This is a genomic window from Streptomyces sp. NPDC058469, assembly GCF_042721125.1.
Lineage (GTDB): Bacteria > Actinomycetota > Actinomycetes > Streptomycetales > Streptomycetaceae > Streptomyces.
Genome location: NZ_JBHXME010000001.1, coordinates 190,718 through 214,331 on the forward strand (window position 1 = coordinate 190,718; position 23,614 = coordinate 214,331).

The window sequence follows — 23,614 nt, forward strand, 5'->3', positions numbered from 1 at the left end:
TAGATCATCTAGGCTCTGGGCAGCCTCGTAACCGCTTCTAGGTCCAACTTTCGCACCACGAAGCGTAGTTCGAGGGCGCGGGCGGTCGAACGGACCGCCCGCTCGCAGTGGGGGGACTCAGTGTTCCGTCTCCCGAAAGGAAGCGCATGCCTCAGGACGTCACCTTCGACCTCCCCTTCGACACCCCCGTCAGCGACCATCTGGAGTACGCCCGGGCCCGTCATCTGCGCTGGATCTGGGACATGGGCCTGGTACGCAGCCAGGCCGGGTTCGAGGAGTACCGGTCGTGGGATCTCCCGCAGGCCGCGGCCCGCACCTATCCGCACGCGTCGGCCGCGGACATGGTCGTCCTGATGAACTGGTTCTCGCTGGCGTTCCTCTTCGACGACCAGTTCGACGCGAGCAGGCCCGACCGCGCCGACCGGATACTGGAGGTGGCGCGGGAGTTGATCGTCACGCCCCTGCGTCCGGCGGGCAGCAGGCCCCGGGTGGTCTGCCCGATCACCGTGGCCTGGGCGCAGGTCTGGGACCACCTTTCGGATGGCATGTCCCTGACGTGGCGGACCCGGTTCGCCGCGTCCTGGGGGCGGTTCCTGGTGGCGCACTGCGAGGAGGTCGACCTGGCGGCCCGGGGCATCGCGGGCACACTGGACCTCGACGAGTACACGGAGTTCCGGCGCCGTACGGTCGGCATCCACCACAGCATCGACGCCGGCGAACGCAGCCGGGGCTTCGAAGTCCCGGCCCAGGTTCAGGCACACCCGCTGATGGAACGCATGCGTGACCTGGCCGCCGACACCATCGGTTTCATGAACGACATCCACTCCTTCGAACGCGAACGCCGCCGAGGCGACGGCCACAACCTGATAGCCGTGCTCCACCGGGACCGCGACCTGTCGTGGGAGGCGGCGGCCGAAGAGGCGTACCGCATGACGAACGCCTGCCTGGCCGAGTACCTCGAACTGGAATCCCAAGTCCCGCAGATGTGCGACGAGTTGAGCCTGGACGAGGACGAACGCCTCCGGGTCCGCCAGGGCGTGGAGGCCATCCAGCACTGGATCAACGGCAACTACGAGTGGGCGCTCGTGTCGGGCCGCTACACGGCGTCGAAGGAAGGCCCGGCAGCGAAAGCGGAGTTGGCAGGCAAGGGCTCGGTGGACGATCTGTTGGCGGTGTGAGACGGGGGCGAGCTGCCCGGCCAAGGGGCCGGGCAGCTCGCTTTTAGGGGCGCGGGGCTGTATCGATTTGCGGCTCCGCCGCGTGGGCGCGACCAGCCCCAACGCGCCCGCGGACGAATAACTACCGACTCACACCGCGAACTCAACTGGCAGACAGTCCAATCGAGACTCCCACGTAGACGCCGTAGAAGTCAGATCCTCCGCCACCACACCCAACCGCAACCCCGGCAACCGATGCAGCAACACATCCACGCCGACCTCAAGAATCGCCTGCCCGATACTCTGCCCCGGACACTCGTGCGGCCCCGAACTGAACGCCAGATGCGACTGGTTCCCCTGCACGGAAACCCCCGCATCAGGCCGAACCTCAGGATCAACATTGCCGGCGGTCAGCCCAAGGACGAGCAGGTCACCCTCCTCGATCCGATGCCCCCCGAGCTCAAGATCCGCCGTAGCAAACCGCCCCGGCAGAACGGCCAACGGCGGGGTGTCCCACATGACTTCCTCGACAACGGCCGAGACAGTCAACTGCCCACTGACCAGCCCCGAAAGCCGTGAGGCATCCGTGAGGATCCGCTGCAAGACCCGCGCCAACAAGTTGCTGGTAGTGGTGTGCGCGGCGATCAGCACCAGCCGCAGATGCATGACGACCTCTTCCGCGTCGAGCCCCGCCGGATGCTCGATCAGCGCGGTGGTGAAGTCAGAGCCGGGCTCGGCCCGTTTGCGCTCGGCGAGTTCACCGAGGATCTCGATGATGCGGTCGTTGTGCAGCAGGGCGTCTTCGCCACCCTTGAGGACCTGCGCGCTGGATTCCACCAGCCGGTTCCCGTCCGCCGCGGGAAGCCCCAGGATGCGGGTGAGGACGAGCATCGGCAGATACTCGGCGTAGTCCGCCACCAGATCGGCCCGACCGGTGTCCGCGAACGCGTCGATCTGCTTGTTGGCGAAGTACGTCGCGTGCCGCCGGACACCGCGGCCGGCCGCGGCCAGCAGCCCGTCGGTCACCGCGCCGCGCAGCCGACGGTGCGGTTCGCCGTCCTGCGAGACGCAGTCCGGACGCCACCCGACCATCGGCATGATCGGCGAGGTGTCCGCGACCCGCCCCTCCCGCCAGTCCCGCCAGATCCGCGCGTCCCGGCTGAACTGGCGGGGGCTGTCCAGCACCCGCCGGTTGTCGCGGTACCCGAGGACCAGCCACGCCGGGACGTCACCTTCGAGCAACACCGGTGCGACGGAGCCGTGTTGCTCGCGCAGCCGCTCGTAGATGCCGCGCGGATCGGTCGCCGCGTCCGGCCCGTACAGTCGCGTGAGGTCGTCACCCGACCCGTGGGCGACGGGGCAACCCCTCGGAGCATCGGGGCCGTTTAAGGTCTGGTCGGTCTGGTCGGTCATCGGGGCTCCAGTGCGACGACGGCCGAGCGTTCCTTCAAGTGCCGTATCAGCGCGACCAGTACGTCACGGCTGGAGGAGCGGTCGCGGGCGTCGCAGGCCACGACCGGGATGTCCGGGGAGATGTCCAGGGCGTCCCGTATCTCGTCGACCGGGTGCTCCGGGGAGTCGGGGAAGACGTTCAGCGCGATGACGAACGGGACGTCCTGCCGCTCCATCTCCTCGATCGCCCGGAAACTGGAGGCGAGTCGGCGGGTGTCGACGAGGACCACCGCGCCGAGGGCACCCTTGAACAGACCGTTCCACAGGAACCAGAACCGCTCCTGGCCCGGGGTCCCGAACAGGTAGAGGACCAGCTCGTCGTTGATGCCGATCTTGCCGAAGTCGAGGCTGACGGTGGTCTGCGTCTTGTCGGTCACCCCGATGAGGTGATCGACGCCGGCGCTCGCCTGGGTGAGGGTCTCCTCGGTGGTGAGCGGCTTGATGTCACTGACCGAGCGGACCATCGTGGTCTTCCCGGTGCCGAAACCGCCGGCGATCATCACCTTCACCGAGCGGGTGACACCTTTTTCGACGCTTGCCTCCAGGGCGCCGAAGCCGGGGTCGAGAGGCCGATCGTGCTCAGCCCTTCGGGCCTCCGTCCGTTCGTCCTCTCGACCCCGACGCGCCCTTTCGGCGCCGGCCGGGGAGCCGGGATGGTCAAAGCCTTTGAAGTCCACTGAGTACCTCCTCAAGGAGCGCGAGGTCGGGCCCGCGACCGGCGCCGTGCGCCGGGATGGGGTCACGGGCTTCGACGCGGTCTGCCTCCAGCAGATCCGCCAGCAGCACCGCGAGAATGTTGAAGGGCAGTCCGAGGTGGGCGCCGAGTTCGGCCACCGACAGCGGCTCGCGGCAACGCCGGAGGATCTCCTCGTGCTCGTGCTGCATGCCCGGTACGGGGGCGGCCCGGGAGACGATGAGGGTCGCCACGTCGAGGCTCGACGCCGAACCGCCCGGTCCGCTGCGCCCTCCGGTGAGGACGTAGTAACGCTCAAGACCGGACGGGTCGATCGGCCGGCGGGGAGCACTCATCCAGAGTGCTCCTCCAGGCGCGCGGTGGTGCCGAGGAGTTCACCCATCCTGCGGGCCAGGTCCCGCATCTGGTGTCCGAGCAGGCCCTGGTCGAGGCCCTCGCGGGCCAGCACGCCGAGATACGTCTCCACACCCGCGCGGACGACGAAGAGATGGCCGCCGTCGACCTCGATCATCGCCAGCCGCAACTGCCCCGCGTACTTGGGGAACTGCTCGGCGACCGGCTGGGCCAGCGCCTGCAGGCCGGCCACCACGGCCGCGAAGCGGTCCACGTCGTCGGGGTCCTCCGCGCCGAAGGAGGTGATCGCCTTGCCATCGCTGGAGGCCACGAGGGCGAAGCGGATCTCCGGGATGCTCTCCACCAGATCGCGGAGCGCCCAGCTCACGTCGGTTCCCTGTTGCGTCATGTGGACTCGTCGCTCTCTTCAGTGCTGTGCTCGGTGAACTCGCGGCCTGCAGACGCCGGTTCCTCCCCCGGGGCCTCCCGTCCGGCGGTGGCGAAGGCCGCCAGGCCGGTGAAGGAGGCGTCGGGCGGCACGGCGGAGACGGCCATCTCCGCGGTCCGTCCGGCCGGTTGGGGCCGCGCCGTCTCGCCACGCTTGCTACGGCGCCTGGGCAGCCCGCCGGGCGTGGTGTCCTCCGCCTCGACGGTCTCAGCCGGGGTCTGGGCGACGGCGGTGCCGCGGCTCGCCGTCGCGGTCGCGGCCGTCGCGGCGGCCTGGAACGAGGGGGTGCCGGTGACGGCCGCCGCGGGCAACTGGCTGAAGTACTTGTGCGGGACCACGACGACCACCGAGGTGCCGAGCCAGGGCGAGTCCGCGAAGGTGACGCGGATGCCGTAGCGGCGGGCGAGGGTGCCGACGACACGCAGGCCGATGCTGGCGTCCTCGGAGACACCGCCGAGTCCGGGGCCCGCGCCGGTGCCGGCGAGGGCGTGTTCGGCCTCGCGCTTGGACTCCTCGCTCAGGCCCTTGCCGGAGTCCTGGATCTCGATGCCGACGCCGTTGGGCACCTCCTTGCCGGAGACGATCACCGGCTCGGTGGGCGGCGAGTAGCGGGCCGCGTTGTCCAGGAGGTGGGCGAAGATCAGCGTGAGGTGGTCCACCAGACCGCCGTCGACGCCGAGTTCGGGCAGTTGGCGTACGTCGACCCGGTGGAAGTCCTTGATCCGGCCGATGCCGCCGCGCACCACGCTCAGCAGGCGCTGCGGTTCCTGCCACTGCCGGCCGGGCCGGTCCGAGCCGCCGAGCACGCCGACGCTCGCGGCGAGACAGTCGGCGGGGCCGATCTCCTGGTCCAGCTCCATCAGACCGCGGGCGACGGCGGGCAACCGCCCGTGCTCGCCCTGCAGTTCGTGCAGTCGGCCGCGGAGCTTGCTGGTCAGGACGTGGATGCGGCTGCCGATGCTGATGACGGCCTGCTCTGCGGCGGTGGAGCGGTTGAACTCCTCCTCGACGCCGATGAGCGAGATCCGCAGCACCTTGCGCAGTTCGGCCTGGAGCTCGGCACTGACCTTCGCGCACTGGCTCGCGACCGGCAGCAGGTCGTCGATGGCGTCACCCGCGCGCAACTGCGTGAGCGCTTCGGGGAGTTGCTCGTCGGCGAGGCGGGCGACGGCGGCGAGCTGGTGGGCCAGCTGCTCCTGCCACACCTCGGCCTGGTCGGCGAGCTGCGCCTCGTAGGACGTGGCCTGCCCGGTCAGCCGCTCCTCGTACGCCCGTGCCTGCTCGGCGAGTTGGGCCTCGTAGGCGCCGGAGTGGTCGGCGAGCCGGGTCTCGTAGACACCGGAGTGCTCGGTCAGCTGCGCCTCCAGCGTGGCGCGCTCGGCGCTGAACTTCCGCTCCAAGCCCGCCACATGCTGCTGCCACTGCTGGGAGTGCTCGGCCTGCGAGGTGCGGAAACCGCTTTCGGAACGGCGCAGTTGAGCCTGCGTGCGGACGAGCAGTCGTACGCACACGGCACTGGCCACCGTGGCCGCCGCTCCGGCCGCGGTCGCGGCTATTCGCTCCGAGCTCATGAACGTGGCGGCAACGGTCCCGCCTCCTAAGGCCAGCGGCATCAGCCACCAGCTGTACCAGGCGACAGGTGCCCGCGCCGCCGGTGGCGGAGTGGCGAGTTCCATCTGCATCCTTCGAAGCGACACGAACGAACAGGGGGCGTGCGAGGTCAGACCGCACTCAGGAGGACGCACCACGAGCCGACCGGTCACGATCACGTCAACTCGCTGCGCCGCACGGGAGCTTATCGGGTTTGAACCGTAAAAGATCAACCTCAAGGCGGTGCGGAAGTGAGGGTTCCGTCACTCTCCGAGAAGTCTGAACATGGACATGCGTCCAGTTACAGTAGACACCTGTCCAAGATGACGAGGAGTCGATCGATCATGGAAACGCTCGCGAACGTGCTGGTCGGACTGGTGGCCGCGCTGCATCTGTACATCCTGGTGCTGGAAATGTTCCTGTGGGAGAAGAAGCCCGGGCGCGGTCTGCACGGCTTCGACCCCGAGATGGCCAGAGCCACCGCACCGCTGGCCGCCAACCAGGGCCTGTACAACGGCTTCCTCGCCGCGGGTCTGATCTGGGGCCTGCTCGCCGCCGACCCGACCGGTTTCCGCGCCCAGGTGTTCTTCCTGAGCTGCGTCGTGATCGCGGGCGTCTACGGCACGGTGACGGCGAACCGGCGCATCCTGTTCGCCCAGGCGCTGCCCGGCGCGCTGGCCCTGGCCGCCGTCCTGATCGCCCGGTGAGCCGCGCCGAGCCCGAGGACCGGCGAACCGCCCGCACCCGGGCGCGGCTGCGCCAGGCCCTCCTCGACGAGTGCGCCGAACGCCCCCTGGAGGAGGTCGGCGTCGCCGCCTTGGCGCGCCGCGCCGGGGTCGGCCGGGCCACGTTCTACGTCCACTACGACGGCCTGGAAGCGCTTGCGGTCGACGCCTGCGCGGACGTCGTACGGGAGGCGGTGGAGGCACTGCACGCGTGGCGCGGGCAGCCCGACCCGGTGCACGCGCCGCCCGCGCTGCCGGAGTTCTTCGCCGGGCTGCTCCCCCACGCGGCCCTGTACCGCGCCCTGTTGAGCCCGGGCGGCGGCGGCCCGCTCGGCCGGGTCCTGCACCGGGACCTGCGTGCCTACAGCCTCCGCGAGCGTGAACTCGCGGGCGCGGCGGACGCCCCGCTGGTCGCCTCGGCCGTCGCCGGGACCTTCGGCGGGGTCCTCGCCGACTGGCTGCACGGGCTGTTGGAGGGCACGGCGGAGGAAATCGCCGACCAGGTATGGCAGTTGCTGGTCGCCCTGCACATGAGCCGGTGACGGACGCTCACATGCAGCGCGCGCTGTCCTTGACCAAGGGCCACGCCTGCACGCCGTCGGGCGTGCGGACGTACGCCGTCGACGCGTCGGCCGTGAGCCACAACTGCCAGTCGTGGTACCGGTATCCGGTGTCGCGGGCGCTCGCCGGCATGCGGACATCACCGTCGTAGGAGGCGGTGAGCATGGCGGGTTCGAGCACCCCCTCCGGATCGCGCGCGTACAGTCTGCCGTTCTTGCCGTCTCCGGTCTCCAGGAAGTGCGCCTTCTGCCAGTCGCAGTGCGCGGCACCGACCGAACTGCTCACCACCGTGGTCGGCAGGCGGTGTCCGTCCTCGTCGGTCCAGATCTCGTATCCGTGCGCCTTGGTGAAGCTCGCCGGGAGTTCGGCCGGGTCGCAGGACGCGCTGGTCTCCGGGCCCCAACCCGGCCTGTCCTTCCCGTCCTTGGCAACGACGACGGCGACCTTCGTACGGCCGCCGACATCGAAGGAGAACAGGACGCGCCCGTCCGCCTCGCGCTCGACGCGATAACCCGTGCGGGGTACGTCAGGCTGCTCGATGTCGAAGTACGCCCGCAGGCCACCCTCGGGGGTCTTGCCGCCGTCGCCCTTGCTCCAGGTCTCGGCGTCGCCGCCCGCGTACATCTTGCCGTCGCACTCCAGCGCCCGGCCGGCGGCACCCGACTCGTCGGAGTCGGTGGCCGGTACGTACAGCGGTCCGGCGTAGGGCGTGGCCGGCCGTGTGCCCGCGACCACCACGTCTGCCCCGCCCCCGGTCCCGCATCCCACCGCCGTCGCGGCCACCAGTACCGCGACCCCTGCGAGCCCTCTGCGCATGCCTGCCCCCTCGCGTCTTGTTCCTACGACGCGCGGGCGGGCCAAAACGTTGGGGTTCAGCGGGTCTCCTGGAACGTACGCCGGTACGCCTGCGGGGAGACCCCGATCGCCGCGTGCAGATGCTGCCGCAGTGACGCGCCCGTGGCGAAGCCGACGCGGCCGGCGATCTGGTCGACCGACAGGTCGCTGGCCTCCAGGAGGTCGCGGGCGCGGGTGACCCGCTGCTGGATCAGCCAGCGGCCGGGGCTGAGGCCCACCTCGTCGTTGAAGCGGCGGGCGAAGGTGCGCAGGCTCATGCCGGCGTGGCGGGCGAGATCGGTCAGGGCGAGGGGTTCGTCGAGGCGGGTCAGGGCCCAGTCGCGGGTGGCGGCCGTGCTCGTGACCGCGCAGTCGGGCACCGGCTGCTGGATGTACTGGGCCTGGCCTCCGTCGCGGAACGGCGGGACGACGCAGCTGCGGGCGACCGCGTTGGCGAGTTCGCTGCCGTGGTCCGTACGCACGATGTGCAGGCAGATGTCGACTCCGGAGGCCGCGCCGGCGGAGGTGAGGATGCGGCCGTCCTGGACGAAGAGCACGTCCGGGTCCAGGTCGACCCGCGGATACAGGGCCCGGAAGCGGTCGACGACCTGCCAGTGGGTGGTGGCGCGGCGGCCGTCGAGGAGACCGGCGGCGGCGAGCACGAAGGCGGCCGTACAGATCGAGACGATCCGCGCGTCCGGCCGGATCCGGGCGAGGGCGTCGGCGATCTCGGTGGGCAGCCCGGTGGGGATGCGCGGGGTCGCCATGGAGGCGACCACGACCGTGTCCGCCGTTTCGAGGATCTCGGGGCCGTGCTCCACCGCGACCGAGAAGTCGGCGTTGGTGCGCACCGGACGGCCGTCGACCGTGCAGGTCAGCACCTCGTAGTGACCGTCGGCCGCGCCGAAGATGCGGCTGGGGATGCCCAGCTCGAAGGGGTAGACGCCGTCGAGCGCCAGGACCACGACCCGTTCCACATGCTGCATGGCACGATTCTATCGAAGGTTGGCCATCGTGCCATTTCCTTGTCGTGCGGGACCCGGCAGGCTGACTGACCATGAGCACTGTGAACACCATGCGCGTCATCACCCAGCACGTCCTCGGCGGTCCCGAGGTCCTGGAAGAAGTACAGGTCGAGCGGCCCGCGCCGCGTGCCAACGAGATCCTCGTCCGGGTCCGTGCCGCCGGGCTCAACCCCACCGACTGGAAGCACCGGGCCACCGGAGGCTTCCTCGGCGAGCCGCCGTTCACCCTCGGCTGGGACGTCTCCGGCGTCGTCGAGGCCGTCGGTGTCGGTGTCGCCCGCTTCGCGCCCGGCGACGAGGTCTTCGGGATGCTGTCCTACCCGTGGGGCCATGGCTCGCACGCCGAGTACGTCGCCGCCCCGGCCCGCGCCTTCGTCCACAAGCCGGCCGGGATCGACCACGTCCAGGCGGGCGCGTTGCCCCTCGTCTCGCTGACCGCGTGGCAGGCCCTCGTGGAGAACGCCGAAGTCCAGCCGGGGCAGCGGGTGTTGATCCACGCGGCGGCCGGCGGGGTCGGGCATGTGGCCGTGCAGATCGCGAAGGCGCGGGGCGCGTATGTGATCGGCACGGCGAGCGCGGCCAAGCACGACTTCCTGCGCGAGCTCGGCGTCGACGAGGCGATCGACTACCGGGAGACCGACTTCACCGAGGCCGTGAAGGACGTCGACGTCGTTCTGGACATGCTCGGTGGCGACACCGCGCTCAAGTCGCTGCGGGTGCTGCGTCCGGGCGGGATCGTGGTCTCCATCGTGCCGATGGGCAAGCCGGACTTCTACGAGGAGGCCGAGCGGCTCGGTGTGCGGGCGGTCCGGATGCTCGTCGACGCCGATCGCGCCGACATGGAGGCGATCGCGGAACTCGTCGAGGCGGGCAAGCTGCGCGCGACGATCGCCGGGACGTTCCCGCTGGCCGATGCCGCCGAGGCACACGCGCTCGGCGCCACCGGCCGCACCGCGGGCAAGCTGGTGCTGACCGTCGACTGAGTCAGAAGGTGAGCACGGGCTGGTGAGTCAGAAGGTGAGTACCGGCTTGATGGCCTTGCCCGCGCTCATGTCCCGCACCGCCTGGTCGATGTCCGCGAACGGATAGGTACTGATCAGGCGGTGCAACGGAAGCCGTCCCTCCTTCACCAACTGCACGAGCGCGGGGATGAAGCTCCGCGTCTCGCTGTCACCGAGGGTGAGGCCGACGATCCGCTTTCCGGGGAGCAACCCGTTGACGTCCAGGGCGACTTCGCTGCCGAACGGCGGCGCCCCTACGACGACCAGCGTGCCCCGGGCGGCGAGCGCGTCGGCGCCCTGGCGGAGGACGCCGACATTGCCGGTCGTCTCGACGATGCCGTCGGCTCCCTGGCCGTCGGTCAGTACCGCGAGGGTCTCGCCGAGGTCGGCCTCGCCCGCGTTGACGGTGTGGGTTGCCCCCAACTCCTTTGCCAGCGACAGGCGTTCGGCGACCTTGTCGACGGCGATGATCCGGGTGGCGGGGGTGAGCGCGGCGGCCATCACCGCTGACAGGCCGACGGCGCCGGCGCCGAGCACCACGATCGTGTCGCCGAGCCGGGGCTTGAGGACGTTCCAGACGGCGCCGACTCCCGTCTGAACTCCGCAGCCCAGCGGGGCGATCGACTCCAGCGGCACGTCCGGGTCGACCTTCACCAGGCTACGCTCGTCGACCAACGCCCGCTCGGCGAACGAGGACTGACCGAAGAAGTGCCCGCCGAGGGGCTCTCCGTCGCGGCTGATGGTGCTGCTGCCGTCGGCACGCCGGCCGCCGATGAGGTTCAGCGGCAACCAGGTCGCGCAGTAAGCCGGGTGCCCGCCCCGGCAGTTGCGGCAGTCGCCGCAGGACGTGAAGGAGAGCACGACATGGTCGCCGGGTACGACACCGGTGACGGCCGAGCCGACCTCCTCGACGACACCGGCGCCCTCGTGACCGAGAACTCCCGGGAGCGGAAAGGGCAGTCCGCCGCTCGCCACTCCAAGGTCGGTGTGGCACAGGCCTGTTGCGACGACCCGCACCAACGCCTCGTGCGGTCCCGGCTCGGCCAGTTCGACATCGGTGAGGGTGAAGGGTGCGCCGCCCGACTCGACGACGGCCGCGCGCGTGGTGGTGGACATCGTACGAACTCCTTGGCGAACATGATCAGTTGAGTTGACGAGCGGGGTCAGTCGAGTTGACGGGCGTGATCAGTCGAGGGAGACGACGACGGACTTGGTCCGGGTGTAGGCGGCGAGGCCCTCGGGGCCGTACTCGCGGCCGAAGCCGGAGTCCTTGACGCCGCCGAAGGGGATGTTGGGGTCGAGCATCGCCCAGTCGTTGATCCAGACGATGCCCGCCTGGAGCCGGTCGGCGATGCGGTGGGCGCGGGCGAGGTTGCCGGTCTGGATGCCCGAAGCCAGGCCGTAGGGCGTGGAGTTGGCGAGTTCGACGGCCTCGTCCTCGGTGTCGAAGGGCTGCACGGTGAGGACCGGGCCGAAGATCTCCTCCTGCACGACCCGGGAGTCGTTGGCGAGGTCGGCGATGACGGTGGGCTTGTAGTAGTAGCCGCCGTCCAGGTCGAGCCGTTCGCCGCCGCAGACGATGCGGCCACCCTCCTTGCGGGCGAGGTCGACGTACTCCTCGACCTTCCGCAGGTGCTTCTCCCCCGCCATCGGGCCCACGACGGTCTCGGGCAGCCGGGGGTCGCCGACCGGTACGCCGGGGACGGCCTCGGCGAGGATGTTGAGAAGGGTGCTGTAGACGGGGCGGGCGACCAGCAGACGCGGGCCGCCCATGCAGAACTGGCCGGTGTTGAAGACGAAGCCCTTGATGACCGCGCCGACGGCCTTCTCCAGGTCGGCGTCCTCGAAGACGAGGTGGGCCGCGTTGCCGCCGAGTTCCATGGTCACGGGCTTGAGGTTCTCGCCGGCGACGCTCGCGGCGTGCCGGCCGACGGCGGTGGAGCCGGTGAAGGCGATCTTGTCAACGCCGGTGTGCCGCAGGAGGGCCTCGCCTGCGACCGGTCCGGCGCCGGTGACGACGTTGACGACGCCGTCCGGGACGCCCGCCCGCTGGAGCAGGCCGGCCATGTAGAGGGCGCTGAGCGGGGTCTCGTCGGCGGGCTTGTGGACCACGGTGTTGCCGGCCGCGAGGGCGGGGGCGAGTTTCGAACCGGCCAGAATCAGCGGGAAGTTGAAGGGGGTGATCGCGGCGACCACGCCGAGGGGCTCGCGCTTGGTGTAGGCGAGCGCGTTGAGCGGGGTGTCGCGGGTGGCACCGTCCAGGGAGTAGGCGAGGGCGGCGTAGTGCTCGTAGTCGTTGGCCGCGTTGGTCACGTCGACGGCCTGGCACAGGGTGATGGGCTTGCCTACGTCCAGGCTCTCCAACTGGGCCAGTTCGTCGGCGTTCTCGCGGATCAGCTCGGCGACGCGGTGCAGGATCCGGCCGCGTTCACGTCCGCTCAGTCCGGACCAGCGGCCGCTGTCGAAGGCCTCGCGGGCGGCGCGGACGGCGGCGTCCACATCGGCGGGGCCCGCCTCCGCGACCGTGGTGAGCACCCGGCCCCGGGACGGGTCGACCACCTCGGTGCGCGCTCCGTCGGCGGCCTCGCACCACCGGCCCCCGACGAACAGGCGGCCGGGTTCGATCTCGAAGGCGCTCATCGCCACTCCTCAGCATCGTTGCCAAGATTTCAACCAACAGGATTCCTGTTGATTTCTCGTCTGGTCCGCAGTCTCATTACAGACAGGTTTCCTGTCAATGCTCTAGGCTGAATCCATGGCTGAATCCGTGGTGGGCACGCAAGCGACGAAGGCACCCCCGTCCCTGCTGTACATGGTCAAGCAGGTGGAGCTGGTCGTCCGCTCCCGCCTGGACGAGCTGGTCAAGCCGTACGGGATCACCGCACTCCAGTACACCGCGCTCACGGTCCTGGAGCGACACGACGGCCTGTCCGCGGCGCAGCTGGCCCGGGATTCCTTCGTCACCGCGCAGTCCATCGCCGATCTGGTTCGCTCCCTGGAGGGACGCGGGCTGATCGGCCGGGAGCGCAACCCGCGGAATCGTCGCGAGCTGCTGATCCTGCTGACCGAGGAGGGGCGGGAGCTGCTGGCGGGGTGCGCCGGGCCGGTGCGGGACCTGGAGGAGCGGATGGTCGCCCAGCTCACGGCACATCAGAGTGAGCAGTTCCGGCAGTCGCTTTCCAAGGCCTGGCACGCGCTGTCGTAGGCCTGAGGTCCGCCGGCTCAGGTCCTGACGTCCGCCGCCCCGCAAGCCCGGGCGTGCGCCGGTCCGTGGCTGCCGCGCACATCACAGAAAGCTCTGGCTCGATTCGAAGACATATGTCAATCGAACATGCTCAAATTCACTCCATCGAGGGTAACTTGCAGGGCGGGGAGCGCTTCTACGCTCAACCCCGCTTCACCGAGGGCCGGTTGGAGGCGAAGTGGATGTGCAGCAGGAACCCGCGCCGCTGACCCGGCATCTGCGGATTCACCGGGACCGCGGGTTCACGGTCCTGGAGTTCCGCGGGGAGATCGACATCGCCGCGGCGACGGAGATCCTGCCGTATCTGGACCGGGTGACGGCGCGGCCCCGCGCGCGGATCGTGATCGACCTCAGGCAGGTCGAGTTCTTCGACTGCTCGGGACTGCGCCTGCTGTTCCGGGCCCGCCAGCGGGTACTCGAACGGGACGGGCGGCTGCATCTCGTCTGCACCCACCCGTTGACCCTGCGCATCCTGCGGGTCACCGGGCTCAACCGGCTGCTGCCGCCGCAGCCGACGCTGGACGCGGCCCTGGGGCAGCCCGAGGCCACGTCCGGCACGTTATGAGCCGTTCGGCGAGGGCTACTTGAGGATCTTCGTGACCTGACCGGCGCCCACTGTGCGCCCGCCCTCACGGATCGCGAACTTCAACCCCTCCTCCATCGCGATGGGTTGGATCAGCTCGACGTGCATGGTCGTGTTGTCGCCCGGCATGACCATCTCGGTGCCCTTCGGGAGGGTCACCACACCGGTCACGTCCGTCGTGCGGAAGTAGAACTGCGGGCGGTAGTTGTGGAAGAAGGGCGTGTGCCGGCCGCCCTCGTCCTTGGACAGGATGTAGGCGCGGGCCTCGAACTCCGTGTGCGGGGTGACCGATCCGGGCTTGATGACGACCTGCCCGCGCTCCACGTCCTCGCGCTTGACCCCGCGCAGGAGCAGTCCGACGTTCTCGCCGGCCCGGCCCTCGTCGAGGAGTTTGCGGAACATCTCGATGCCGGTGACGGTCGTCCGGGTCTTCTGCGGGTGGATGCCGATGATCTCCACCTCGTTGTTGACCTTCAGCACCCCGCGCTCGATCCGTCCGGTGACGACCGTGCCGCGCCCGGTGATGGTGAAGACGTCCTCGATCGGCAGCAGGAACGGCCGGTCGACGTCCCGTACCGGCTGGGGCACGAACTCGTCGACGGCGGCGAGGAGTTCAAGCACCGAGGCGGTCCACTCGGGGTCCCCTTCGAGGGCCCTGAGCGCGGACACCTTGATCACCGGGAGGTCGTCGCCGGGGAACTCGTACTCGGTGAGCAGCTCCCGCACCTCCAGCTCGACCAGTTCCAGGATCTCCTCGTCGTCGACCATGTCCGTCTTGTTGAGGGCGACGACGATGTACGGGACGCCGACCTGCCGGGCCAGCAGCACATGTTCCTTGGTCTGCGGCATGGGTCCGTCGGTGGCCGCGACGACCAGGATCGCGCCGTCCATCTGGGCGGCGCCGGTGATCATGTTCTTGATGTAGTCGGCGTGCCCGGGGCAGTCGACGTGTGCGTAGTGCCGGTGTTCGGTCTGGTACTCGACATGGGCGATCGAGATCGTGATGCCGCGCTGCCGCTCCTCGGGCGCCTTGTCGATCTGGTCGAACGGCGTGAAGGGGTTGAGGTCGGGGAACCGGTCGTGCAGCACCTTCGTGATGGCCGCCGTAAGCGTGGTCTTGCCGTGGTCGATGTGACCGATGGTGCCGACGTTCACATGGGGTTTGGTCCGCTCGAACTTCGCCTTCGCCACGGCGAGTCCTCCTGATCACCTCGGTGATGCCGAGCGTTGCTCCGTCCCCTCATGTCTATTCGTTCGGCGGCGCGTCGAACAGGGCGCTGACGGACTCACCGTTGTGAATGCGGCGTACGGCCTCGGCGAGCGCCGGGGCGATGGACAGGATGCGCAGCTTCTCGGTGCGCTCCTCCTCGGGCACCGGCACGGTGTTGGTGCAGACGATCTCCAGTACGTCGGGCTGCTCCCCGATCCGCTTGAGCGCGCCCGACGCGAACAGGCCGTGGGTGCAGGCGACCCGGATCGAGCGCGGCCCCAAGTCCCGCAGCCGGTCCAGGAGTTCGAGCACGGTGCTGCCCTTGGCGATCTCGTCGTCCAGGACGATGACGTCCCGGTCGGCGATGTCGCCGATGACGGAACTGATGACGACCCGGTCGTCCGCGTACCGCTGTTTGGCTCCGGCGGCCACCTGGGCGCCGATCAGCCGGGCGAACGCGGCGGCCTCCTTGGCGTTGCCGAGGTCCGGGGAGACGACGGTGGTGCGGGAGAGGTCGTACTGCCGGAAGTGCGCGGCGAGTTCGCGCAGTGCGTGCAGATGGTCGACCGGCACCGAGAAGAAGCCGTGCACCTGCGGCGAGTGCAGGGTCATCGCCAGGACGCGGCTCGCGCCCGCCGCCACCATCAGGTCGGCGACCAGCCGGCCGCCGAGCGAGATGCGCGGGGCGTCCTTCTTGTCGGAGCGGGCATAGGAGTAGTGCGGCATGACGACGGTGATCCGCCCGGCGGAGGCACCGCGCGCCGCGTCGCACATCAACAGCAGTTCTACGAGGTTCTCCTGGACCGGCTTGACCAGCGGCTGGATCAGAAAGACGTCCCGTTCCCGGCAGTTGGCCTGAAGCTGTACCTCCAGGCAGTCGTTGGCGAACCGGCTGACCCGGGTGGGGCTGAGCGGTACATCCAGATGCGCGCAGACCTCCTTGGCCAACTCGGGATGGGCACTCCCGCTGAACACGGCGATGTCTCGCACGATCTGCTCCTCGCATGATCATTCCCGGCCGTGCCTCATGCTACTGACCCGCGAAAACGGCTTGCGTACCGCCCACTCCCGTGAGCCATGATGGCGGCGCCCGTACTCCCCCGCATGTCAGGAGCCCCAGATGCGCCGACTCCTCGGAATCCACCAGCTTCCCCACTGGACGACGGTTCTCGAGGACTCGACCACGCATGCACACCCTGAACATCGGAATTCTGGCCCACGTCGACGCCGGTAAGACCAGCCTCACCGAGCGGCTGCTGTTCGACCACGGCGCGATCGACCGGCTCGGCAGCGTCGACGCGGGTGACACCCGTACGGACGACGGCGCGATCGAGCGGCAGCGCGGGATCACCATCCGTTCGGCCGTCGCCGCGTTCACGGCCGGCGACACCCGGATCAACCTGATCGACACCCCGGGCCACTCGGACTTCATCGCGGAGGTCGAGCGCGCCCTGGAGGTGCTCGACGGCGCGGTCCTGCTGCTCTCCGCCGTGGAGGGCGTCCAAGCGCAGACGCGCGTCCTGATGCGGACCCTGCGTCGGCTACGGCTGCCCACGCTCGTCTTCGTCAACAAGATCGACCGAGCGGGCGCCCGCGCCGAGGACCTGGTCGCGGACATCCGCCGCCGGCTGACCCCGCACGTCGTACCGCTCACCGACGTGACGGCCCTCGGCACGCCCACAGCACGCGTACGGCCCCGCCCGCCGGGCGACCCGGACCTGGCCGAGGCACTCGCCGAGGTCGACCCGGACATCCTCGCGGCCGTCGTCGACGGCCCCCACCCCACCCCGGACGACCTGCGCAAGTCCTTGGCCGCCCACACCGCCGACGGCTCCATCCACCCCCTCCTCTTCGGCTCGGCCCTCGGCGGCCAGGGCGTCACCGACCTCGTCGACCACCTGGTCCGGCTGATCCCACCCGCACCCACCGGCCCGGGCGGCCCCCCAAGAGGCACGGTGTTCGCGGTACGCCCCGGCCCGGGCCGCGAACGGACGGCGTATCTGCGGCTCTACGACGGCGAGGTGGCCCCGCACCAGCGGCTCACGTTCCACCGCCACGGGGCGGACGGCCGGACCGTCGAGGTCTCCGGACGGGTCACACGTCTCGAAGTCATCGGCCGTTCCGGCCCGCTCACCGCCGGGAACATCGGGGCGCTGACCGGCCCGAAGGACATCCGGGTCGGCGACCGGCTCGGCGAACTCACCGAGCGGGCACCGCAGTTCGCGCCGCCGACGCTGGAGACGGTCGTACGGGCGCGGCGGCCCGGGCAGGCGGCGGCGCTGCGCTCGGCACTTCTGGCGCTGGCCGACCAGGACCCGCTGCTGCACGCGCGGCCGGCCGCCTCCGGGGCGACCGTGCTGCTCCTGTACGGCGAGATCCAGAAGGAGGTCCTCGCGGCGACCCTCGTCCAGGACTTCGGCATCGAGGCCGACTTCGAGCCGAGCCGGGTGCGGTTCCTGGAACGCCCGGCCGGGACCGGCGAGGCCTGCGACGAGTTCCCGTGGCACGACCACACCCACTACTGGGCGACGATCGGACTGCGGGTCGAACCGGCGGAGCGGGGCTCCGGCGGGCTCTTCGGCTACGAGACCGAACTCGGCGCGCTCCCCCGCGCGCTCCACCAGGCCATCGAGGACACGGTCCACGCGACGCTGCTCAGCGGGCTGCAGGGCGCGCCCGTGACGGACTACCGGGTCACCCTGACCCGTTCCGGGTACGCCGCCCCGCTGAGCACGGCGGCGGACTTCCGCGGCCTCACCCCGATCGTGCTGCGCCGGGCGCTGCGGCTGGCGCGGACGCGGCTGTACGAGCCGTACGTCACCTTCGAGACGGAGGTCCCGCTGGACGCGCTCGCGCCGGTGACCGCTCATCTCGCCTCCTGTCGCGCCGAGTTCGCGGGGACGACGGGCGGCATCGGCAGCTGGCTGATCACCGGCGAGCTGCCGGCCCGCCGGGTGCGGGACGTGGAACTGACCCTGCCCGGACTCACGCACGGGGAGGGGATGTGGTGGTCGCGGCCGTCGGGGGACCGTGAACTACGGCCGTACTGAGGGGTGTTCACCGGCGCGGGTGCGGGAAACGGACGGCGCGGTCGGGGCATCCGTGGCCAGTGTCACGAGACGGAGCGGACCGTGCTCCGGAAAGGTCACGGGACGCATGGGGCGAAGCGGCCGGGAAATGCTGTCTGCGGCCATCCGGGACTCCCGGCGGGCCGGAACAGTGACTTTTCACCCCTGTGCGCCCTCCGTGCCCCCGTCAGATGGACCGTTCGGCCAACAGGTCGGTCTGACAGGGCATTTGGGGGGCATGCGGATACCGAGGAAGGGAGGGCCGTCCCCATGACGACTTCCATCAGCCGTATACCCCGGCGCATGCCGGGCTGGGCGAAGGTGCTCACCGCCGTCGTCGTTGTGATCGCCGTACTGTTCGCCGGGCTCCGACTGGCCGTGCTCCCGGGGCTGCGGGACATCTTCGGCACCGAGACCCATGACCGTTCGGGTCCGGCGCTGCTCAAGTCCATTCAGGACATGAGCCGTTACGACGCGGCCTCCGGCAACTTCCAGGTCGTCGTGGACCTGGAGAAGGACGCCAAGTTCCTGCCCGACGCGATCCGCGGCACCCGCACGCTGTACGTCGGCGCGGGCACCGTGGAGGGCTATGTCGACCTCGGCAAGCTCGGCAAGCAGGACGTGACGGTCAACGGCGACCGCACGTCGGCGAGCATCAAGCTGCCGAAGGCGACGCTCGGAAAGCCGGCGCTGGACCCGGACCACTCCTACACGGTCTCCAAGCAGCGCGGCCTGTTGGACCGGCTGGGCGACATCTTCTCCGACAACCCCAACAGCGAGCAGGCCGTGCAGAAACTCGCCTCCAAGCACATCGCCGAGGCGGCGAAGACCAGCGGCCTGACCACGCGCGCCGAGACCAACACCACCAGCATGCTCAAGGGACTTCTCGGCTCACTCGGCTTCAAGAACGTGAACATCTCGTACAGCGCCTGACCGGACTCCGGCCGACGAGGCATCGTCGGCCGGCTCTCGGGTATCCGCGTTCCGGGTATTCGCCTCACGACGCAGGACCGTTGACAACTGGAGGCCCACCGCATGGCCCGTACCACCGCACGCCTGCGCACCAGGAAGACGGATCCCGAACCGAAGCCGAGCCGCCCCGAACGGCACCAACTACCCCTCCCTCTGCGCGTGTTGTCGATGCTGCTCGCCTTCGCCTTCATGGTGGCCTTCGCCGTCGTACTGGCCCGGCTCACCCTGGAGCCGTCCCCCGCGTCCAAGGCGCTCGTGCACACCAATCTGCACCCGGGCCGCTCGCTGAAGGCCTATCTCGACCAGCCGGCCATGCGGGACGCCATCAAGCAGATCGGCGGGAACGTGGTGCTCGGCATCCCGTTCGGTGTGCTGGTGCCGGTGTTCGCGCCCCGGGCTCGCGGCATCCTGCGGGTGCTGCTGCTGACGGCGACCGTGATGCTCCTGGTGGAGTTCGCGCAGGGCGCGTTGATCACCGGGCGGGCCTTCGACATCGACGACGTCATCCTCAACACCACGGGCGCGCTGATCGGTTGGGTGCTGATGGGGCGGCGGCTCGGCAAGGCCGTGCACGCGCGGAAGCCCGCGGCGAAGACCCCGAAGCCCAAGAAGCCGGTGAAGCCCTCGAAGGCAACAACGACAACAAAGGCGTCGAAGGCGTCCAAAGCGCCGAAGGCATCCTCATGACCTTCAACTACCGGTCCGTAACATTCAACTACTGGTCCGTACCAAGGTATTGACGCTCCCCTTATCTCATCCCTTAAATCAAGAGGCGACGCTTTCACCCCCCACCTCAGTCGGCGTGCCGGTCCCCACGACCGCCGTACAGAAGGGAATGACGTGGCCTCCCCACGCATGTTCCGCAGATGTCTCTTCGCCGCCCTGTCCGCCGCACTGGTCGCGTCCGCCGCGATCGGTCCGGCGCGGGCGGCGTCCTCGTCGGCCGCCCAGGCCGACGCCGTCACGTTCTCCGACACCTTCGACGGGGCCGCCGGCAGTGCCGTCAACTCCTCGAAGTGGACGCAGGAGACCGGCGACAACGTCAACAACCACGAGCGCGAGTACTACACGTCCGGCACCAACAACGCGGCCCTGGACGGCCAGGGCCATCTGGTGATCACGGCCAAGAAGGAGAACCCGGCCAACTACCAGTGCTGGTACGGCACTTGTCAGTACACCTCGGCGCGGATGAACACCTCCGGGAAGTTCAGCGCGCAGTACGGGCATGTCGAGGCCCGGATGAAGATCCCGCGCGGGCAGGGCATGTGGCCCGCGTTCTGGATGCTCGGCACCGACATCGGCTCGGTCGGCTGGCCCAACTCCGGTGAGATCGACGTCATGGAGAACGTCGGCTTCGAGCCCTCCACGATCCACGGCACCATCCACGGCCCCGGCTACTCAGGCTCGGCCGGCATCGGCGCCGGCTACACGCTGTCGAACGGCCAGGCCTTCGCGGACGCCTTCCACACCTTCGCCGTCGACTGGGCGCCCAACTCGATCAAGTGGTCGGTCGACGGTGTCGTCTACCAGACGCGCACACCCGCCGACGTGGGCGGCAACACCTGGGCCTTCAACAAGCCGTTCTTCCTGATCCTCAACCTCGCGGTCGGCGGCTACTGGCCCGGCGACCCCGACAGCTCCACGGCCTTCCCGGCCCAGCTGGTGGTGGACTCGGTCTCGGTGACCACGAGCGACACGGCCGCCGGGGCGGCGATCAAGGGCCTGGCCGGCAAGTGCGTCGATGTCAACGGGGCGAGCTCCGCGAACGGGACCGCCGTCCAGCTCTACGACTGCAACGGCTCGGCCGCCCAGCAGTGGACCGTGGGCTCCGACGGCACGATCCGCGCGCTCGGCAAGTGCCTGGACGTGGCCAGCGGCGGTACCGCCGACGGCACCAAGGTCCAGCTCTACGACTGCAACGGTTCCGCCGCCCAGCAGTGGGCCGTCAGCTCGGCGAACGACATCGTCAACCCACAGGCCAACAAGTGCCTGGACGTCACCGGCAGCAACTCCGCCAACAGCACCCCGCTCCAGATCTGGACCTGCTCGGGCGCCGCCAACCAGAAGTGGACGGTCGGCTGACCTCGTAGAACCCCGGTGTTCAGTGCCTAGTGCGGCATCCAGGTGAGCTTGTCCCCGCCGACCCAGCGGACCACGTCCGGGTCGTCCAGGTCATGCACCGTGATGCCGCACACGGCTGCGACCTTCAGGACGTCGGTGAGGGTTCTGGCCTCGCAGACCATCTCCCCGTCGATCTCCACGATGCGGAACGGCGGGGTGCCCGGCTGCACCTTGAGCACCATGATCCGCGGGGTGGAGATGTGCGGGCTGGCGATTTCGGTCATGCAATAGAGCCTAGAACGCATCAGGCGGTCGCGAGTGGTCCACGGTTTCCGTCCGGGGGCCGCTCGCGGGAGGAGGCTCGATGGATCCCGTGCAGGCCCTGGACCGGATCGCCTTCCTGCTGGAACGCTCCCTGGCCCCCACCTACCGCGTACGCGCCTTCCGTACGGCGGCCAGGGTGCTGGCGGCGCTCCCCGAGGGCGAGGTGGCCGAACGCGCGGCGGCCGGGACGCTGGAGTCCCTCAAGGGCATCGGCCCGAAGACCGCGCAGGTGGCCCGCGAGGCCCTGGACGGGCGCGTCCCCGCCTATCTGGAGCAACTGGAGGCCGAGGCCCCCGCGCCGTCCGGCCCCGGCGGCGAGCAGCTGCGGGCGCTGCTGCGCGGCGACTGCCACCTCCACTCCGACTGGTCGGACGGCGGCAGCCCGATCGAGGAGATGGGCCGTACGGCGGCCCGGCTCGGCCACGAGTGGGCGGTGCTGACCGACCACTCGCCCCGGCTGACCGTGGCCCGCGGACTGTCCCCGGAGCGGCTGCGCGAGCAGCTGGACGTGGTGGCGGCGCTGAACGAGACCTGGGCGCCGTTCCGGCTGCTCACCGGCATCGAGTGCGACATCCTCGACGACGGCTCGCTGGACCAGGAACGGGAGCTGCTGGAACGGCTCGATGTCGTCGTGGTCTCCGTGCACTCCAAGCTGCGTATGGACGCCCGCGCCATGACCCGCCGCATGGTGGCCGCCGTACGGAATCCGCACGCGGACATCCTCGGGCACTGCACCGGACGGCTGCTCATCGGGCGGAACGGGGGTGGAGCGCGGCCGGAGTCGGAGTTCGACGCGGACGAGGTGTTCGCCGCGTGTGCCGAGTCGGGTACGGCCGTCGAGATCAACAGCCGTCCGGAGCGGCTGGACCCGCCGAGGCGGCTGCTGCGGATGGCCGTCGACGCCGGGGTGCTGTTCTCGATCGACACCGACGCGCACGCGCCCGGGCAGCTCGACTGGCAGATCAACGGCTGTGCGCGGGCGGAGGAGTGCGGGGTGTCCGCCGAACGGGTGGTGACGACCTGGTCGGCGGACGAGCTACTGGACTGGACCAATGGCAAGTGATGCACATCACCGCTCGCGGCGGCCTACGCAGGAACACTCGCCGGTAGTTCCCCGTTGAACAGACCGTGGGTGCGGATGGGACAGTGTCCCCGGGCCTCAACCTCCGCCCACAGGGAAGATCGTTCGGCTGAAGCCCTGTGGAGCCTTTCGCCGCGAGGCGACCGCCATCCGTACCCACCATGTGGCCGCCCCGGCCGTGATTCCCCCGTCGCGGTCGGGGCTTCTCCCTGTCCGGGCTCGCGCGCCCTCTCCGCTTGACTTCGAGCGCACTTCAATTCGTAGCGTTCCTTCCATGACCACTGCACAGCACAAGATCGGTTCGGGATTCGACGCGAAGAGCACCGCCGACGACGTCCTGGATGGCCTTGCCCTCGGCGGAAAGCTCGCGATCGTCACCGGTGGCTACTCGGGCCTCGGCCTGGAGGCCACCCGCGCGCTCACCAGGGCGGGCGCCCGGGTGGTCGTCCCCGCCCGTCGGCCCGACGCCGCCCGGGAGGCCCTGGCCGGCCCGCCCGGCGTCGAGGTGGACGAGCTGGACCTCGGCGACCTGCAGAGCGTGCGCGGCTTCGCCGAGCGGTTCCTCGGCTCCGGCCGCACCGTCGACTTCATGATCGACAACGCCGGCATCATGGCCTGCCCGGAGACCCGGGTCGGGCCTGGTTGGGAGGCACAGTTCGCCACCAACCACCTCGGCCACTTCGCCCTCGTCAACCGGCTCTGGCCCGCGATCGAGTCGGGCGGCGCCCGTGTGGTCTCGGTGTCCTCGAGTGCCCACCACCTCTCCGGGATGCGCTGGGACGACGTCCAGTGGAGCCGGGGCTACGACAAGTGGGAGGCGTACGGCCAGGCCAAGACCGCGAACGTCCTGTTCGCCGTCCACCTCGACCGGCTCGCCGCCGACCGGGGCGTCCGCGCCTTCGCGCTCCACCCGGGCGGCATCCTGACGCCGCTGCAACGCCACATCCCCCAGGCGGAGATGATCGAGCGCGGATGGATGGACGAGCAGGGCGACGTGCTCAACCCCGAGGGCTTCAAGACCCCGGAGCAGGGCGCGGCCACCGAGGTGTGGGCGGCGACCTCGCCCCAGCTGGACGGCATGGGCGGTGTCTACCTGGTGGACTGCGACATCGCCGAGCCCGCCGCCGACGGCGACGACGACCGCACCCGCGTCAAGTCCTGGGCGACCGACCCCGAGCAGGCTGCCCGTCTGTGGAAGCTGTCCGCCGATCTAACCGGTGTGAACGCTTTCGCCGGATAGAACCGAGCACA

General features: G+C 69.9%; 24 protein-coding genes. 12 read left to right on the forward strand and 12 right to left on the reverse strand.

The genetic code is table 11. The annotated features are described in order from the left end of the window. The first annotated feature begins 146 nt into the window (after window positions 1-146). The gene (locus tag ACFWP5_RS00845) at window positions 147-1,178 is read left to right on the forward strand and encodes a 7-epi-alpha-eudesmol synthase (RefSeq protein WP_384148481.1); all 1,032 of its coding nucleotides are present in this window, start codon (window positions 147-149) and stop codon (window positions 1,176-1,178) included. Between the two features lie 129 nt (window positions 1,179-1,307). Here the strand turns inward: ACFWP5_RS00845 and ACFWP5_RS00850 are convergent, their stop codons facing one another. The 5 genes from ACFWP5_RS00850 to ACFWP5_RS00870 form a co-directional block, all read right to left on the reverse strand. Beyond that, the gene (locus tag ACFWP5_RS00850; RefSeq protein ID WP_384148483.1) at window positions 1,308-2,570 is read right to left on the reverse strand and encodes a cytochrome P450; all 1,263 of its coding nucleotides are present in this window, start codon (window positions 2,568-2,570) and stop codon (window positions 1,308-1,310) included. Beyond that, complete coding sequence (locus ACFWP5_RS00855) at window positions 2,567-3,154, reverse strand: ATP/GTP-binding protein (RefSeq protein WP_384148653.1); 588 nt, start codon at window positions 3,152-3,154, stop codon at window positions 2,567-2,569. The genes ACFWP5_RS00850 and ACFWP5_RS00855 overlap by 4 nt, the downstream gene beginning before the upstream one ends. A 112-nt stretch (window positions 3,155-3,266) precedes the next feature. Then, on the reverse strand, window positions 3,267-3,638 hold the full coding sequence (locus ACFWP5_RS00860; RefSeq protein WP_033278903.1) for a DUF742 domain-containing protein: 372 nt from the start codon (window positions 3,636-3,638) through the stop codon (window positions 3,267-3,269). After that, a complete protein-coding gene (locus ACFWP5_RS00865; RefSeq protein ID WP_019057749.1) occupies window positions 3,635-4,045 on the reverse strand; it encodes a roadblock/LC7 domain-containing protein in 411 nt (136 codons plus the stop codon). The genes ACFWP5_RS00860 and ACFWP5_RS00865 overlap by 4 nt, the downstream gene beginning before the upstream one ends. Continuing rightward, window positions 4,042-5,760, reverse strand: coding sequence for an ATP-binding protein (locus ACFWP5_RS00870; protein ID WP_384148486.1), 1,719 nt, complete (start codon window positions 5,758-5,760; stop codon window positions 4,042-4,044). The genes ACFWP5_RS00865 and ACFWP5_RS00870 overlap by 4 nt, the downstream gene beginning before the upstream one ends. 258 nt (window positions 5,761-6,018) lie before the next feature. Between ACFWP5_RS00870 and ACFWP5_RS00875 the strand changes: the two genes are divergently transcribed. Next, window positions 6,019-6,381, forward strand: a complete 363-nt coding sequence (locus ACFWP5_RS00875; protein ID WP_384148488.1) for a DUF1304 domain-containing protein — start codon at window positions 6,019-6,021, stop codon at window positions 6,379-6,381. Beyond that, entirely contained in the window at window positions 6,378-6,941 is a 564-nt protein-coding gene (locus tag ACFWP5_RS00880) for a TetR/AcrR family transcriptional regulator (RefSeq protein WP_384148490.1), read from the forward strand. Before ACFWP5_RS00875 ends, ACFWP5_RS00880 begins: the two co-directional genes overlap by 4 nt. 7 nt (window positions 6,942-6,948) lie before the next feature. On the opposite strand, the gene ACFWP5_RS00885 is transcribed toward ACFWP5_RS00880, so the two are convergent. Continuing rightward, complete coding sequence (locus ACFWP5_RS00885; RefSeq protein ID WP_384148492.1) at window positions 6,949-7,776, reverse strand: hypothetical protein; 828 nt, start codon at window positions 7,774-7,776, stop codon at window positions 6,949-6,951. Window positions 7,777-7,832: 56 nt separating this feature from the next. Further along, window positions 7,833-8,780: a GlxA family transcriptional regulator gene (locus ACFWP5_RS00890; protein ID WP_384148494.1), complete on the reverse strand. Its 948-nt coding sequence runs from the start codon at window positions 8,778-8,780 to the stop codon at window positions 7,833-7,835. 71 nt (window positions 8,781-8,851) lie between these two features. On the opposite strand from ACFWP5_RS00890, the gene ACFWP5_RS00895 reads away from it, so the two are divergent. Further along, entirely contained in the window at window positions 8,852-9,802 is a 951-nt protein-coding gene (locus ACFWP5_RS00895; protein WP_384148496.1) for an NADP-dependent oxidoreductase, read from the forward strand. Between the two features lie 27 nt (window positions 9,803-9,829). Here the strand turns inward: ACFWP5_RS00895 and ACFWP5_RS00900 are convergent, their stop codons facing one another. Then, complete coding sequence (locus ACFWP5_RS00900; RefSeq protein WP_384148498.1) at window positions 9,830-10,936, reverse strand: NAD(P)-dependent alcohol dehydrogenase; 1,107 nt, start codon at window positions 10,934-10,936, stop codon at window positions 9,830-9,832. A gap of 69 nt (window positions 10,937-11,005) precedes the next feature. Continuing rightward, window positions 11,006-12,460, reverse strand: coding sequence for an aldehyde dehydrogenase family protein (locus tag ACFWP5_RS00905; protein WP_384148500.1), 1,455 nt, complete (start codon window positions 12,458-12,460; stop codon window positions 11,006-11,008). A 115-nt stretch (window positions 12,461-12,575) separates the two neighbouring features. Here ACFWP5_RS00905 and ACFWP5_RS00910 point away from each other — a divergent pair, with 115 nt between their 5' ends. Both ACFWP5_RS00910 and ACFWP5_RS00915 read left to right on the forward strand, forming a co-directional pair. Beyond that, window positions 12,576-13,025 carry a MarR family winged helix-turn-helix transcriptional regulator gene (locus tag ACFWP5_RS00910; RefSeq protein ID WP_384148502.1) on the forward strand — a complete coding sequence of 150 codons (450 nt, stop codon included), beginning with the start codon at window positions 12,576-12,578 and terminating at the stop codon, window positions 13,023-13,025. A gap of 223 nt (window positions 13,026-13,248) precedes the next feature. After that, on the forward strand, window positions 13,249-13,629 hold the full coding sequence (locus ACFWP5_RS00915) for an anti-sigma factor antagonist (protein WP_384148655.1): 381 nt from the start codon (window positions 13,249-13,251) through the stop codon (window positions 13,627-13,629). A gap of 15 nt (window positions 13,630-13,644) precedes the next feature. On the opposite strand, the gene tuf is transcribed toward ACFWP5_RS00915, so the two are convergent. Continuing rightward, window positions 13,645-14,838, reverse strand: a complete 1,194-nt coding sequence (gene tuf / locus ACFWP5_RS00920) for an elongation factor Tu (RefSeq protein ID WP_384148504.1) — start codon at window positions 14,836-14,838, stop codon at window positions 13,645-13,647. 55 nt (window positions 14,839-14,893) lie between these two features. After that, window positions 14,894-15,847, reverse strand: a complete 954-nt coding sequence (locus ACFWP5_RS00925) for a ribose-phosphate diphosphokinase (RefSeq protein ID WP_384148506.1) — start codon at window positions 15,845-15,847, stop codon at window positions 14,894-14,896. Between the two features lie 197 nt (window positions 15,848-16,044). Here ACFWP5_RS00925 and otr(A) point away from each other — a divergent pair, with 197 nt between their 5' ends. The 4 genes from otr(A) (at window position 16,045) to ACFWP5_RS00945 (ending at window position 20,979) form a co-directional block, all read left to right on the forward strand. Then, window positions 16,045-17,907 (forward strand): tetracycline resistance ribosomal protection protein Otr(A), encoded by a 1,863-nt coding sequence (gene otr(A), locus ACFWP5_RS00930; RefSeq protein WP_384148508.1) that lies wholly within the window; start codon window positions 16,045-16,047, stop codon window positions 17,905-17,907. A gap of 288 nt (window positions 17,908-18,195) precedes the next feature. Further along, on the forward strand, window positions 18,196-18,858 hold the full coding sequence (locus tag ACFWP5_RS00935) for a DUF4230 domain-containing protein (protein WP_384148510.1): 663 nt from the start codon (window positions 18,196-18,198) through the stop codon (window positions 18,856-18,858). A gap of 102 nt (window positions 18,859-18,960) precedes the next feature. Then, a complete protein-coding gene (locus ACFWP5_RS00940; protein WP_384148512.1) occupies window positions 18,961-19,584 on the forward strand; it encodes a VanZ family protein in 624 nt (207 codons plus the stop codon). A gap of 153 nt (window positions 19,585-19,737) precedes the next feature. Next, window positions 19,738-20,979, forward strand: coding sequence for a ricin-type beta-trefoil lectin domain protein (locus tag ACFWP5_RS00945; protein ID WP_384148514.1), 1,242 nt, complete (start codon window positions 19,738-19,740; stop codon window positions 20,977-20,979). Between the two features lie 26 nt (window positions 20,980-21,005). Here ACFWP5_RS00945 and ACFWP5_RS00950 read toward each other — a convergent pair whose 3' ends face one another. Further along, window positions 21,006-21,242: a hypothetical protein gene (locus ACFWP5_RS00950; protein ID WP_384148516.1), complete on the reverse strand. Its 237-nt coding sequence runs from the start codon at window positions 21,240-21,242 to the stop codon at window positions 21,006-21,008. 80 nt (window positions 21,243-21,322) lie between these two features. Between ACFWP5_RS00950 and ACFWP5_RS00955 the strand changes: the two genes are divergently transcribed. Both ACFWP5_RS00955 and ACFWP5_RS00960 read left to right on the forward strand, forming a co-directional pair. Further along, entirely contained in the window at window positions 21,323-22,345 is a 1,023-nt protein-coding gene (locus tag ACFWP5_RS00955) for a PHP domain-containing protein (RefSeq protein WP_384148518.1), read from the forward strand. 292 nt (window positions 22,346-22,637) lie between these two features. Then, window positions 22,638-23,603, forward strand: coding sequence for an SDR family NAD(P)-dependent oxidoreductase (locus tag ACFWP5_RS00960; RefSeq protein WP_384148520.1), 966 nt, complete (start codon window positions 22,638-22,640; stop codon window positions 23,601-23,603). Window positions 23,604-23,614: the final 11 nt, after the last annotated feature.